Origin of the sequence: Pseudomonas syringae, from assembly GCF_001698815.1 — a bacterium.
Taxonomy (GTDB): Bacteria; Pseudomonadota; Gammaproteobacteria; order Pseudomonadales; family Pseudomonadaceae; genus Aquipseudomonas; species Aquipseudomonas syringae_A.
The window spans coordinates 59,230-72,468 of the sequence record NZ_LGSI01000067.1; the positions used below are offsets into that span (position 1 = coordinate 59,230).

The window sequence follows — 13,239 nt, forward strand, 5'->3', positions numbered from 1 at the left end:
CCCATTATTGCAAGGCAATCGACATGACTGACTCACAGAACAAGAACTACATCATTGCGCTTGACCAGGGCACGACCAGCTCACGGGCGATCATCTTCGACCGCGACGCCAATGTGGTGAGCACCGCCCAAAGCGAATTCGTCCAGCATTACCCGCAAGCAGGTTGGGTCGAACACGATCCGATGGAAATCTTCGCCACCCAGACGGCCTGCATGACCAAGGCGTTGGCCCAGGCAGATCTGCATCACAATCAGATCGCCGCCATCGGCATCACCAACCAGCGTGAAACCACGGTGATCTGGGAGAAGGAAACCGGCCGGCCGATCTACAACGCCATTGTCTGGCAGTGTCGCCGCAGTACGGAAATCTGCCAGCAGCTCAAGCGTGATGGCCTGGAAGACTACATCAGGGACACCACCGGTCTGGTCATCGACCCGTACTTCTCCGGTTCCAAGATCAAATGGATTCTGGACAACGTCGAAGGCAGCCGCGAACGCGCGCGCAACGGCGAGCTGATGTTCGGCACCATCGATAGCTGGCTGATCTGGAAATTCACCGGCGGCAAGGTTCACGTCACCGATTACACCAACGCCTCGCGAACCATGCTGTTCAACATTCATAAGCTGGAATGGGACCAGCGCATGCTGGACGTGCTGGATATTCCGCGTGAAATGCTCCCGGAAGTGAAGTCTTCCTCGGAAGTCTACGGCCACAGCAAAAGCGGCATTCCTATCGCCGGGATCGCGGGCGATCAGCAAGCTGCACTGTTCGGCCAGATGTGCGTCGAGCCAGGCCAGGCCAAGAACACCTACGGCACCGGCTGCTTCCTGCTGATGAACACCGGCAAAAAAGCCGTGAAGTCCGCTCACGGCATGCTGACCACTATTGGTTGCGGCCCGCGTGGCGAAGTCGCCTATGCGCTGGAAGGCGCAGTCTTCAACGGTGGCTCTACCGTGCAGTGGCTGCGTGACGAACTGAAGATCATCACCGATGCGGTAGATACCGAATACTTCGCCACCAAGGTCAAGGACAGCAACGGCGTTTACCTGGTCCCGGCCTTTACCGGGCTCGGTGCGCCGTACTGGGACCCGTATGCCCGTGGCGCGCTGTTCGGCCTGACCCGTGGCGTGAAGGTCGACCACATCATTCGTGCGGCGCTGGAATCCATTGCCTACCAGACCCGCGATGTACTGGACGCCATGCAACAGGATTCCGGCGAACGCCTGAAATCCCTGCGTGTCGACGGCGGCGCTGTAGCCAACAACTTCCTCATGCAGTTCCAGGCGGACATCCTCGGCACCCACGTGGAACGCCCGCAAATGCGCGAAACCACGGCACTGGGCGCAGCGTTCCTTGCTGGCCTGGCCATTGGTTTCTGGAGCAGTCTGGACGAGTTGCGCGACAAGGCGGTGATCGAGCGCGAGTTCGAACCACAGTGCGAACCGGAGAAGCGCGAGAAACTCTACGCAGGCTGGCAGAAGGCCGTAGCACGCACCCGAGACTGGGAACCACACGAAAACGAAGAGTAAGCAACCACGCGTGATCGGGGGGCAGTATTGAGTTACATGAGTTTCCGGCTGACAGGCAGCCTGTGCCTGCGGCATCATGAGCCGCATTTGGCAGCCTGAAAGGACACTCAACAATAATGAATCTGCCCCCCCGTCAGCAGCAGATCCTCGAACTGGTCCGTGAGCGCGGCTATGTCAGCATAGAGGAAATGGCCACGCTGTTCGTCGTGACCCCACAAACCATCCGCCGCGATATCAATCAGCTCGCGGAAATGAACCTGTTGCGCCGCTACCACGGCGGCGCGGCCTATGATTCGAGCATCGAAAACACCGCCTACGCCATGCGTGCGGATCAGATGCGCGATGAGAAACAACGGATTGCCGAGGCCATCGCCGCGCAAATCCCCGATCACGCCTCGCTGTTCATCAATATCGGCACCACGACCGAGTCCATCGCTCGCGCCCTGCTCAATCACAACAACCTGAAAATCATCACCAACAACCTGCACGTGGCGTCGATTCTCAGTGCCAAGGATGATTTCGAGGTGTTGCTGGCGGGCGGCAATGTACGCCGTGACGGCGGCGTCGTCGGCCAGGCCAGCGTCGACTTCATCAATCAGTTCAAGGTCGACTTCGCTCTGGTAGGCATCAGCGGTATCGACGAAGACGGCAGCCTGCTGGATTTCGATTATCAGGAAGTGCGGGTTTCCCAGGCGATCATCGCCAACGCGCGGCAAGTCTTGCTCGCGGCGGATTCGAGCAAATTCGGCCGCAACGCCATGGTCCGCCTCGGACCTATCAGTTTGATCGATTGTCTGGTGACCGATCAGGCTCCCGTGCCGGCTTTGATGCAATTGCTGACGCAGAACAAGATCCGGCTGGAAGTGGTTTAAGACGCGATCGCCCCCGTAGGAGCGAATTTATTCGCGAGGAGGCCAGTACATCAGACCCATCCGTTGCGTCTGGAACGGCGCTCTCGCGAATAAATTCGCTCCTACAAATGTTCCTTCTCTCTCTGCCATGTTCACTTTTGTTCCTTTTCCCTCCCCATGATCAGTATTTTCAATCAGTCTCGACTGGCTAGACCTTCACTATTGAGCTATCATTTTCGGAAATGAACATAAATGTTCGAATTTGTTGTTCGAACAAATATCAGGAGGCCATCCGATGCCCCATTCCGTCTTGCCTGTACCGCCCCTTTCCGAGGTCTACGACATCGCCGTTATTGGTGGTGGTATCAACGGTGTCGGAATTGCCGCAGATGCCTCCGGTCGTGGCCTGTCGGTTTTCCTTTGTGAAAAGGACGACCTTGCCAGCCACACCTCTTCTGCCAGCAGCAAGCTGATCCACGGCGGGCTGCGCTATCTCGAACATTACGAATTCCGTCTGGTGCGCGAAGCCCTGGCCGAACGTGAAGTGTTGTTGGCCAAGGCACCGCACATCGTCAAGCCGATGCGCTTCGTGCTGCCCCATCGCCCGCACTTGCGCCCGGCGTGGATGATTCGTGCCGGTTTGTTTCTGTACGACCACTTGGGCAAGCGCGAGAAACTGCCTGGCTCACGCAGCCTGCGGTTCGGCAGCGATAGCCCGCTGAAAGCAAACATCACCCGTGGTTTTGAATATTCCGATTGCTGGGTCGATGACGCCCGCCTCGTGGTGCTCAACGCCATGGCTGCGCGGGAACACGGCGCGCACATCCACACCCAGACCCGCTGCCTGAATGCCCGGCGCAGCAATGGCTTGTGGCACCTGCACATGGAACGCACCGACGGCACGCTGTTTTCGATTCGCGCCAAGGCGCTGGTCAATGCGGCGGGCCCCTGGGTTGCCAAGTTCATTCGCGATGATCTGAAACTGACTTCGCCGTACGGCATCCGCCTGATTCAAGGCAGCCACTTGATCGTGCCAAAGCTGTATGAAGGCGAAAACGCGTTCATCCTGCAAAACGAAGATCAGCGCATCGTGTTTGCGATTCCCTACCTGGAACGCTTCACGATCATTGGCACCACAGACCGCGAATATCAGGGCGATCCGAACAAGGTTGAAATCACCGACGGCGAAATGGACTACATGCTCAAAGTCGCCAACGACCACTTCAAGAAGCAGCTGACCCGCGACGATGTGCTCAACACCTATTCCGGCGTGCGCCCGCTGTGCAACGACGAGTCGGACAACCCGTCAGCAATTACCCGCGACTACACGCTGTCGCTGTCTGGTGGCGTCGATGAAGCACCGATTCTGTCGGTATTCGGCGGCAAGCTGACGACTTATCGCAAGCTGGCGGAATCGGCGCTGGCGCAGCTCGCACCGTTCTTCAAGGACATGAAGCCAAGCTGGACCGCCAAGGCCAGCCTGCCCGGCGGTGAAGACATGAGCACTCCGGCGGCCCTGAGCGCCGAGCTGATTCAGCGCTGCACCTGGTTGCCAGCGGACATCGCGCAACGCTGGGCGCGCACCTACGGCAGTCGTAGCTGGCGCTTGCTGGAAGGCGTACAAAGCCTCGCAGACATGGGCGACAGCCTTGGCGCCGGCCTGTACACCCGCGAGGTCGATTACCTGTGCAGCACCGAATGGGCGACCACTGCTGAAGACATTCTGTGGCGTCGCAGCAAACTGGGCCTGTTCATGACCGCTGAAGAGCGTGCCGGCGTCCAGCAATACCTGGATGTTGTGGCGCGTAGAAAAGGCGCTATTGAAGCGGCGTAATTGCGCTGTGCAGGACGAACCCGTGGGAGCGAATTCCCACGGGTTTGGCATTTCAACAGACGTCAATCCATTCGGTTTTCCGAACACTCCTCGACGTATGGTTCGGCATCCCGGACGTCCGAATACCCCGCCTCTCTCCCGATAGAACTTTAAACCCTTTAAAACCAACGACTTAACCAACAGTAGCGTGCTTGGCACGGCTCCTGCTCTACACTATTTGTCGATCGCTTCGACAGTAACGTGTGCCCCTGTCGGCCGCCGTTGAAGCATTCGCCGAACAAGCGGGCCACACCTGTTTCGGCCCCATAAAAAAAACAAAGTCGAGGAATTACAGATGCGCATCGTCCCCCATCTTTTGGGCGCAGCAATCGCTGCCGCTCTGATTACCACTCCAGTTTTCGCCGCTGAACTCACCGGCACACTGAAGAAAATCAAAGAGTCCGGCACCATCACCCTTGGGCACCGCGATGCTTCGATCCCGTTTTCCTATATCGCTGACGCTTCCGGCAAACCGGTTGGCTACTCCCACGATATCCAGCTGAAAATCGTCGAAGCCATCAAAAAAGACCTGAACATGCCGGACCTGCAGGTCAAGTACAACCTGGTCACTTCCCAGACACGTATCCCGCTGGTGCAGAACGGCACGGTTGACGTCGAATGCGGCTCCACCACCAACAACGTCGAGCGTCAGCAACAGGTTGACTTCTCGGTAGGCATTTTCGAAATCGGCACTCGTTTGCTGGCCAAGAAAGATTCGGCCTACAAGGATTTTGCTGACCTGAAAGGCAAAAACGTTGTGACCACTGCTGGCACCACGTCCGAGCGCATCATCAAATCGATGAATGCCGACAAGCAAATGGGCATGAACGTCATCTCCGCCAAAGACCACGGCGAATCCTTCCAGATGCTGGAATCCGGCCGTGCCGTAGCGTTCATGATGGACGATGCACTGCTGGCAGGCGAAATGGCCAAGGCCAAGAAGCCGGATGACTGGGCTGTAACCGGCACTCCACAGTCCTATGAAATCTACGGCTGCATGGTTCGCAAAGGCGACGAACCGTTCAAGAAAGCGGTCGACGACGCAATCGTGGCGACCTACAAGTCGGGCGAAATCAACAAGATCTACGACAAGTGGTTCATGCAGCCAATTCCGCCAAAAGGTTTGAACCTGAACTTCCCGATGAGCGACGAGCTGAAGAAGCTGATCGCCGAACCAACTGACAAAGCGGCCGAAGACAAAAAGGCTTAATAGCCCATAAATACCCTGAAGCAGCCTCGCGCTGCTTCAGGATGCCGTGCAAGCATTTGGATCGATCAGAGGGGAGACCCTGATGAATTACAACTGGGACTGGGGCGTGTTCTTCAAGTCCACCGGCGTTGGCAGCGAAACCTATCTGGACTGGTATATCTCCGGTCTGGGCTGGACTATCGCGATTGCCGTTGCCGCCTGGATCATCGCTTTGCTGTTGGGCTCCGTGCTCGGCGTCATGCGCACCGTACCGAACCGTTGGGTATCGGGCATCGCCACGGTATACGTGGAAATCTTCCGTAATGTGCCGCTGCTGGTGCAGCTGTTCATCTGGTACTTCCTGGTACCGGACCTGCTGCCTGAACACATTCAGGAGTGGTACAAACAGGATCTCAACCCGACGACTTCAGCGTTCCTGAGCGTGGTGGTCTGTCTGGGTCTGTTTACTGCTGCCCGGGTCTGCGAACAGGTGCGTACTGGCATTCAGGCGTTGCCGCGTGGACAGGAGTCCGCCGCGCGCGCCATGGGCTTCAAGCTGCCACAGATCTACTGGAACGTGCTGCTGCCGCAGGCGTACCGGATCATTATTCCGCCGCTTACCTCCGAATTCCTCAACGTGTTCAAGAACTCGTCGGTGGCCTCGCTGATCGGCCTGATGGAATTGCTCGCCCAGACCAAACAGACCGCCGAGTTTTCCGCGAACCTGTTTGAAGCGTTCACTCTGGCGACATTGATCTACTTCACCTTGAACATGAGCCTGATGTTGCTGATGCGCGTGATCGAGAAGAAAGTCGCGGTGCCCGGCCTGATTTCCGTGGGGGGTAAATAATGGACTTCTCAGGAATCATCCCGGCCATACCCGGCCTGTGGAACGGCATGGTCATGACCTTGCAGTTGATGGTCATGGGCGTTGTCGGCGGCGTCATCCTCGGTACCTTGCTGGCGCTGATGCGTTTGTCATCGAACAAGCTGCTGTCGAGGCTGGCGGGCGCGTACGTCAACTATTTCCGCTCGATCCCGCTGCTGCTGGTCATCACCTGGTTCTATCTGGCGGTGCCGTTCGTGCTGCGCTGGATCACCGGCGAAGATACGCCCATCGGTGCGTTCACCTCCTGCGTCGTGGCCTTCATGATGTTCGAGGCGGCGTATTTCTGCGAAATCGTCCGCGCGGGTGTGCAGTCGATTTCCAAGGGGCAAATGGGCGCCGCGCAAGCGCTGGGCATGACCTACGGGCAAATGATGCGGTTGATCATCCTGCCTCAGGCGTTTCGCAAGATGACCCCGCTGCTGCTGCAGCAAAGCATCATTCTGTTTCAGGATACCTCCCTGGTCTACACCGTCGGCCTGGTGGATTTCCTCAATGCCTCGCGCTCCAGTGGCGACATCATCGGCCGCTCCAATGAGTTCCTGATCATCGCCGGTCTGGTGTATTTCACGATCAGCTTTGCCGCCTCGCTGCTGGTGAAGCGTCTGCAAAAAAGGTTCGCCGTATGATTTCCATCAAGAGCATCAACAAGTGGTATGGGGACTTCCAGGTACTGACTGATTGCAGCACCGAGGTCAAGAAAGGCGAAGTGGTAGTGGTCTGCGGACCGTCCGGCTCCGGCAAATCGACCCTGATCAAATGCGTCAACGCGCTGGAACCCTTCCAGAAAGGCGACATCACCGTTGATGGCACTTCGATTGCCGATCCCAAGACCAACCTGCCCAAGCTGCGCTCGCGGGTCGGCATGGTGTTTCAGCACTTCGAGCTGTTCCCGCACCTGACCATCGTTGAAAACCTGACCATCGCGCAGATCAAGGTGCTCGGCCGCAGCAAGGCCGAAGCCACCGAGAAAGGCCTGAAACTGTTGGAGCGCGTCGGCCTGTCCGCTCACGCCAACAAGCATCCGGGTCAGCTTTCCGGCGGTCAGCAACAACGTGTGGCCATTGCTCGCGCCCTGGCCATGGACCCGATCGTCATGCTGTTCGACGAGCCGACGTCTGCGCTGGACCCGGAAATGGTCAACGAAGTGCTCGACGTGATGGTGCAACTGGCCCACGAAGGCATGACCATGATGTGCGTGACCCACGAAATGGGCTTCGCCCGCAAAGTGGCGAACCGCGTGATCTTCATGGATCAGGGACAGATCGTCGAAGACTGCGAGAAAGAAGAATTCTTCGGTGATGTCAGCGCCCGCTCCGAGCGTGCGCAGCACTTCCTCGCCAAGATCCTTCAGCACTAAGCGATACCCCGTCGGCGGCCTGGCTCTTTAGCGAGCCAGGCCGCTGTTCGGCTCAGGACGACTGTGATGAAATGCGACCCCAATCTTTATCGCGCCGCGCCGCCATCACTCGCCGTGAAACCCCGCCTGATACGCCACCTGTTTTTGCCGCCGCTGATCATTGCGCTGATGATCGGCCTGGGCTACATCGCCTATCTGTTCAGTGAACACAACGGTATCAAGGCGCTCAAGGAGAATGGCGAACGTCAGCTGGAGCTGCACGCGCGTACCGTTGAAAGCGAAATCAACAAATACACCTATTTGCCCAGCGTGCTGGAGCTTGAGTCCAACGTTTCAGCGCTGCTTAAAGACCCGACGCCCGAGCTGCGGCAGAAGGTCAACGACTACCTCGAAGGTTTGAACCGCCGCAGTCGCAGCCGCGCCATCTATGTGCTGGACACCACCGGCCGCGTACTGGCCACCAGCAACTGGCGCGACGCGGACAGTTATCTGGGCGAGGACTTGTCGTTCCGCGCCTATTATCAGGACGCCGTGCGTGGTTTGCCCGGCCGTTTCTATGGCATCGGCAGCACCACCGGCGAACCCGGCTATTACCTGGCCCATGGTCTGGAGGAGCAAGGCAAGATCATTGGCGTGGCCGTGATCAAGGTGCAGCTCGAAGCCCTTGAACAGCGCTGGCAACGGGCGCGCCTGGAGGCATTCGTCAGTGACGAGAACGGCATCATCATCCTCTCCAGCGACCCGGCCCGACGCTTGAAATCGGTGCGTCCGTTGACTCCGGAAATCAAGGAACGCCTGGCGCGCAGCCTGCAATATTATTGGTTCCCGCTGAACGAGCTGGTGCCGCTGGAGCGCGAATCCCTGGCCGAAGGCGTGGAGAAACTTACCTTTCCGGCCAACGTCAGCGTCGATCATGAACATAAACAAGTGAGTTATCTGGCCCAGACCCGGCAACTGAGCGACACGCCCTGGCACCTGACCTTGCTGACCCCGCTGGAAGACTTGCGCCGGGAAGCGGGCAGCCAGGGCATGCTGGTGGCAGTGATCTGCGCGCTGGTGGCCTTCTTGCTGATCGCCTGGAATGAGCGGCGCAAAGTGCTCTCGACACGTCTTGCAGCACGAGAAGCCTTGCAACAAGCCAATAATGAACTGGAACGCAAGATTGCTGAACGCACCGAGCACTTGCGCGCCAGCAACGAACGGCTCAAAGGCCAGATCCGCGAACGACGCCAGGCGGAAGACACGCTGCGCCGGGCTCAGGATGAACTGGTGCAGGCTGGCAAGTTGGCGGCCATCGGCCAGATGTCCACCAGCATCGCTCATGAACTGAATCAGCCGCTCGCGGCTTTGCGCACCTTGTCGGGCAATACCGTGCGCTTCCTCGAACGTGGAGCACTGGATACCGCCAGCGCCAACCTGCGCACCATCAATGATCTGGTCGACCGCATGGGCCGCATAACCGCCAGCCTGCGTGCCTTCGCCCGACGCGGCGACGACAAGGGCCAGGCCCTGCTGAGCAAAGCGGTCGAGGCCGCGTTGCAATTGCTGGCCGGACGCCTGGAAAACTTCTCGCTGGATCTGCATCAGGATTTTGTCGACGCGCAGTTGATGATCGACCAGACGCGTCTTGAACAGATTCTGGTCAACCTGATCGGCAACGCGCTGGACGCCATGAGCGCCCAACCACTGCCTGAACTGTGGCTTGAAGGTTCGCTGGTGGACGGCCGCTATCGCCTGCTGGTACGCGACAACGGCCACGGCATCGACGACGAAGCGCGCAAGCACCTGTTCGAGCCGTTCTTCACCACCAAGCCCGGCGAACAAGGGCTGGGCCTTGGCTTGACCTTGTCTGCGAGCCTCGCTGCAGCCGCTGGTGGAAGCCTCGGCGCGGAGCATCCAACAACGGGCGGCACCGCGTTTGTGTTGTGTTTGCCGTTGGTGCCCGTATGACCTGTGGGAGCGAGCTTGCTCGCGAAAGCGATGTTTCACGCCCTCGGGATATAGGGGATGTACAGACCTCTTCGCGAGCAAGGTGGATCGCCACCCCGGTCGCTTCCACATTCAATTCGCGGATTTGTCTGTCGCTTGATGAGAGCCCCAAATGAACACTGACCTGACCGTACTCATCGTTGAAGACGACCCGCATGTCCTGCTCGGCTGCCAGCAGGCGCTGGCGCTGGAGGACATTCCCAGCGAAGGTGTCGGCAGTGCCGAAGAAGCCCTGGCGCGTATCGGCGATAATTTTGCCGGGATCGTCATCAGCGATATTCGCCTGCCCGGCATCGACGGTCTGGAACTGCTGACCCGGCTCAAGGCCCGCGACCGCAGCCTGCCGGTGGTGCTGATTACCGGCCATGGCGATATCTCCATGGCGGTGAATGCCATGCGCGACGGCGCCTATGACTTCATGGAAAAACCCTTCTCCCCCGAGCGCCTGGTAGAAGTTGCGCGTCGCGCCCTGGAGCAACGCGGACTGGCCCGGGAAGTCTGGTCGCTGCGCAAGCAGCTGGCTGAACGGGATTCACTGGAAGGCAAGATCATCGGCCGCTCGCCGGCCATGCAAAACCTGCGCGCCTTGATCGCCAACGTCGCCGATACATCGGCCAACGTGCTTATCGAAGGTGAAACCGGCACCGGCAAGGAACTGGTCGCCCGCTGCCTGCACGATTTCAGTCGTCGTCATGCCCAGCAATTCGTCGCGCTGAACTGCGGCGGATTGCCGGAAAGCCTGTTTGAAACCGAAATTTTCGGCCATGAATCCAACGCCTTTACCGGCGCGGGCAAGCGGCGTATCGGCAAGATTGAACACGCGCACAACGGCACGCTGTTCCTCGATGAAGTGGAAAGCATGCCGATCAACCTGCAAATCAAGCTGTTGCGGGTTTTGCAGGAGCGCACGCTGGAACGCCTCGGCTCCAACCAGAGCGTGGCGGTGGATTGCCGGGTGATCGCCGCGACCAAATCAGACCTGAACGAGATGGGCAAGGCCGGACAGTTTCGCAGCGACTTGTACTACCGCTTGAACGTCGTGACCCTGGAGTTGCCGCCGCTGCGCGAACGCCGCGAGGACATCCTGCAACTGTTCGAGCACTTTCTGCAGCTGTCATCGCTGCGCTTCGACCGCGAGCCGCCGCAGCTGGACCCGCAAACCGTATCCAGCCTGATGAGCCACGACTGGCCCGGCAACGTGCGTGAACTGCGCAACGTCGCCGAGCGCTTCTCCCTCGGCCTGCCAGCCTTCAAGACCGCAAGCGCCCACATCGACAGCCAAAGCCTGGGCTTTGCCGAAGCCGTGGAAGCCTTCGAGAAAAACCTGCTCAGCGAGGCATTGCAGCGCAGCGGCGGCAACCTGAGCCAGGCCAGTCAGGAACTGGGCATGGCCAAGACCACGTTGTTCGACAAGGTGAAGAAATATGGGTTGGGCTAGCCAACGGCGTCAGGTTGATACCGTCTTGACCTTCATCACGCAAGCGCGATGCGAGGGTCAAACGGTTTCTGCGATTTCAGAACGTCGAACACGATGTGCAGCAAGTATAAGTTATGTAGGAGGGGACTTGTCCCCGAAAGACGGTAGCTCAGGCAGCGTTAACCTTGCGGACTTTCGTTGTCAGGACCATCGCATTCGGGGACAAGTCCCCTCCTACCGGTCGTTAGATATTCATTGCGCAGGCTCGGCGCCTCGCCAACAAGTTGGCTCCTACAGTTCGAAACTAAACTACTTGCCCTCTCCCAGAATCTGCCGAATCGCCCCCACAAACACATCCACCGGCTGCCCACCCGAAACCGCGTATTGATCATTGAAGACAATGGTCGGCACCGAACTGATGCCTCGGGAAACCCATAATTGTTCCTGCTCGCGCACTTCGGTGGCGTATTCGTTGCTGCTCAGAACGGCTTCGGCGCGCACGCGATCCAGCCCGACTTTCTGCGCGACATCCGCCAACACTCGATGGCTGGACGGATCAGCCAGATCGGTGAAATAGGCCGTGAACAGCGCCTCTTTCAACGCCTGTTGCTTGCCTTCCAGCTCGGCCCAGTGCAGCAAACGATGCGCATCGAAGGTGTTGTAGATGCGCCGGTTTCCCTGGGAGAACGTAAAGCCCAATTCTTCGCCACGCAGCCGGATATTTTCCCGATTGGCTTTCGATTGCTCTGGGGTTGAACCGTATTTCTGCTGGATATGCTCATCGATGTCCTGACCTTCGGCGGGCATGTTCGGGTTCAGTTCGAACGGCTGGAAATGGATCTGCGCCCGGACTTCATCGCCCAGTTCAGCCAATGCCTCGTTCAAGGCGCGCAGGCCGACCACACACCAGGGGCAGGAAACATCGGAGACAAAATCGATTTTCAGGGGAGTCGTCATGGCAGGCTCACTCTAAGGAAACAAAGTTGCCACGATACGCCTAAGTGCGGTTGGTATTCAAAGCTGCGCCATATGCCGCCCGTCTTCATGCTGCGCGCGCAGGTAAGGCAACACCGCGCCCAGCAGCGGTGCCTTGAAGGCTTCCTGGAAACGATGGGCCAGGCCGGGAATCAGCCGCAACTGGCTGCCCTGGATATGCGCGGCCACATGCACGCCGTGCATCACCGGCAACAACGGATCCGCCGTGCCGTGCACCACCAGCACCGGCAAGCGCAGGCGATCCAGCAGTTCGACGCGACTCGGCTCGGCCAGGATCGCCAGGATCTGCCGCTTCACACCTTCCGGATTGAACGCCCGGTCGTAGGAAGTCGCAGCCTGTTGCAGCAGCAGCGCACGATCATCCTTTACTTGCGGGCTGCCCAGCGCCGCGAGCAAATCCGCCTGCTGTTCCAGCGCGGCTTCCCGGTTGGGTGCGCCACGTTTGGCAAGCAATTGCAGAAGCGCCGGATTGGGCATCGGCAAGCCCTGGGCGCCGGAACTGGTCATGATCAAGGTCAGGCTTTCGATACGTTGCGGTGCGAGATCCGCCAGATGCTGAGCAATCATGCCGCCCATGCTCGCTCCCAGCACATGAAATTGCCGGACGTGCAACGCGTCCATCAAGCCCAGCGCGTCGTCGGCCATGTCAGTCAATGAATACGGTGCCGAAACCTGCAGGCCCAGTTTGAAGCGCAGCACTTCGTAGGTCAGGTTGGCATTGGCGGGCGGTTGGACCCAGCTGGACAGGCCGACATCGCGATTGTCGTAGCGAATGACCCGATAACCCTGCTCGCACAGGGCGACCACCACTTCGTCCGGCCAGTGAATCAACTGCCCGCCCAAGCCCATGACCAGCAGCAAGGCAGGGTCGGATTCACGGCCGATGCTCTGGTAAGCCAGGCGCACTTGCTGGAGTTCAGCTATCTGCGTAGGAACGTTGACGTCGCATCGAGAGGCCGCAAAAGACGGCAAGCCGCACAAAAGTGCGGCCAGGAAGAGAAACACGCGCATGAAAAAACACCAAAAAACAGATCCCCAGTAGGCGACGAGTTTGATGATGTTTTGCAAAGCGCGCTGCCACAGTTACGTGACAGTTTGATGAAGAGGGCTGAATGGTCATTCTGGATCAATAAACATCGGCCTCGCGGG

At 58.7% G+C, this 13,239-nt stretch carries 11 protein-coding genes; 9 read left to right on the top strand and 2 right to left on the bottom strand.

The genetic code is table 11. The features are described from left to right. The first annotated feature begins 23 nt into the window (after nt 1-23). The 9 genes from glpK to AFK24_RS23090 all read left to right on the top strand — a co-directional run bounded on the left by glpK (nt 24) and on the right by AFK24_RS23090 (nt 11,115). On the top strand, nt 24-1,529 hold the full coding sequence (glpK, locus tag AFK24_RS23050; RefSeq protein ID WP_065835423.1) for a glycerol kinase GlpK: 1,506 nt from the start codon (nt 24-26) through the stop codon (nt 1,527-1,529). 116 nt (nt 1,530-1,645) lie between these two features. Then, complete coding sequence (locus AFK24_RS23055) at nt 1,646-2,401, top strand: DeoR/GlpR family transcriptional regulator (protein WP_020288929.1); 756 nt, start codon at nt 1,646-1,648, stop codon at nt 2,399-2,401. A gap of 274 nt (nt 2,402-2,675) precedes the next feature. Further along, nucleotides 2,676-4,214: a glycerol-3-phosphate dehydrogenase gene (gene glpD / locus AFK24_RS23060; protein ID WP_065835424.1), complete on the top strand. Its 1,539-nt coding sequence runs from the start codon at nt 2,676-2,678 to the stop codon at nt 4,212-4,214. 334 nt (nt 4,215-4,548) lie between these two features. Next, nucleotides 4,549-5,463, top strand: coding sequence for a glutamate/aspartate ABC transporter substrate-binding protein (locus tag AFK24_RS23065; RefSeq protein ID WP_065835425.1), 915 nt, complete (start codon nt 4,549-4,551; stop codon nt 5,461-5,463). 82 nt (nt 5,464-5,545) lie between these two features. After that, a complete protein-coding gene (locus AFK24_RS23070) occupies nt 5,546-6,292 on the top strand; it encodes an amino acid ABC transporter permease (protein ID WP_065835426.1) in 747 nt (248 codons plus the stop codon). Continuing rightward, complete coding sequence (locus AFK24_RS23075) at nt 6,289-6,957, top strand: amino acid ABC transporter permease (RefSeq protein ID WP_170826383.1); 669 nt, start codon at nt 6,289-6,291, stop codon at nt 6,955-6,957. Before AFK24_RS23070 ends, AFK24_RS23075 begins: the two co-directional genes overlap by 4 nt. Beyond that, complete coding sequence (locus AFK24_RS23080; RefSeq protein WP_065835428.1) at nt 6,954-7,688, top strand: amino acid ABC transporter ATP-binding protein; 735 nt, start codon at nt 6,954-6,956, stop codon at nt 7,686-7,688. Before AFK24_RS23075 ends, AFK24_RS23080 begins: the two co-directional genes overlap by 4 nt. A gap of 66 nt (nt 7,689-7,754) precedes the next feature. Continuing rightward, nucleotides 7,755-9,638, top strand: a complete 1,884-nt coding sequence (locus AFK24_RS23085; protein WP_065835429.1) for a sensor histidine kinase — start codon at nt 7,755-7,757, stop codon at nt 9,636-9,638. Nucleotides 9,639-9,789: 151 nt separating this feature from the next. Continuing rightward, nucleotides 9,790-11,115, top strand: coding sequence for a sigma-54-dependent transcriptional regulator (locus AFK24_RS23090; protein WP_065835430.1), 1,326 nt, complete (start codon nt 9,790-9,792; stop codon nt 11,113-11,115). A 288-nt stretch (nt 11,116-11,403) separates the two neighbouring features. On the opposite strand, the gene AFK24_RS23095 is transcribed toward AFK24_RS23090, so the two are convergent. Together AFK24_RS23095 and AFK24_RS23100 are read right to left on the bottom strand one after the other, a co-directional pair. Beyond that, nucleotides 11,404-12,051: a DsbA family oxidoreductase gene (locus AFK24_RS23095; protein ID WP_065835431.1), complete on the bottom strand. Its 648-nt coding sequence runs from the start codon at nt 12,049-12,051 to the stop codon at nt 11,404-11,406. Between the two features lie 57 nt (nt 12,052-12,108). Continuing rightward, nucleotides 12,109-13,101: an alpha/beta fold hydrolase gene (locus tag AFK24_RS23100; RefSeq protein WP_065835432.1), complete on the bottom strand. Its 993-nt coding sequence runs from the start codon at nt 13,099-13,101 to the stop codon at nt 12,109-12,111. Between the last annotated feature and the right edge of the window lie 138 nt (nt 13,102-13,239).

Excerpts from the sequence above, each read along its gene's own strand:
- AFK24_RS23100 (WP_065835432.1), bottom strand. The coding sequence starts at position 13,101 with ATGCGCGTGTTTCTCTTCCTGGCCGCACTTTTGTGCGGCTTGCCGTCT.
- glpK (WP_065835423.1), top strand. The coding sequence starts at position 24 with ATGACTGACTCACAGAACAAGAACTACATCATTGCGCTTGACCAGGGC.
- AFK24_RS23080 (WP_065835428.1), top strand. The coding sequence starts at position 6,954 with ATGATTTCCATCAAGAGCATCAACAAGTGGTATGGGGACTTCCAGGTA.
- glpD (WP_065835424.1), top strand. The coding sequence starts at position 2,676 with ATGCCCCATTCCGTCTTGCCTGTACCGCCCCTTTCCGAGGTCTACGAC.
- AFK24_RS23095 (WP_065835431.1), bottom strand. The coding sequence starts at position 12,051 with ATGACGACTCCCCTGAAAATCGATTTTGTCTCCGATGTTTCCTGCCCC.
- AFK24_RS23090 (WP_065835430.1), top strand. The coding sequence starts at position 9,790 with ATGAACACTGACCTGACCGTACTCATCGTTGAAGACGACCCGCATGTC.
- AFK24_RS23055 (WP_020288929.1), top strand. The coding sequence starts at position 1,646 with ATGAATCTGCCCCCCCGTCAGCAGCAGATCCTCGAACTGGTCCGTGAG.
- AFK24_RS23085 (WP_065835429.1), top strand. The coding sequence starts at position 7,755 with ATGAAATGCGACCCCAATCTTTATCGCGCCGCGCCGCCATCACTCGCC.
- AFK24_RS23065 (WP_065835425.1), top strand. The coding sequence starts at position 4,549 with ATGCGCATCGTCCCCCATCTTTTGGGCGCAGCAATCGCTGCCGCTCTG.
- AFK24_RS23070 (WP_065835426.1), top strand. The coding sequence starts at position 5,546 with ATGAATTACAACTGGGACTGGGGCGTGTTCTTCAAGTCCACCGGCGTT.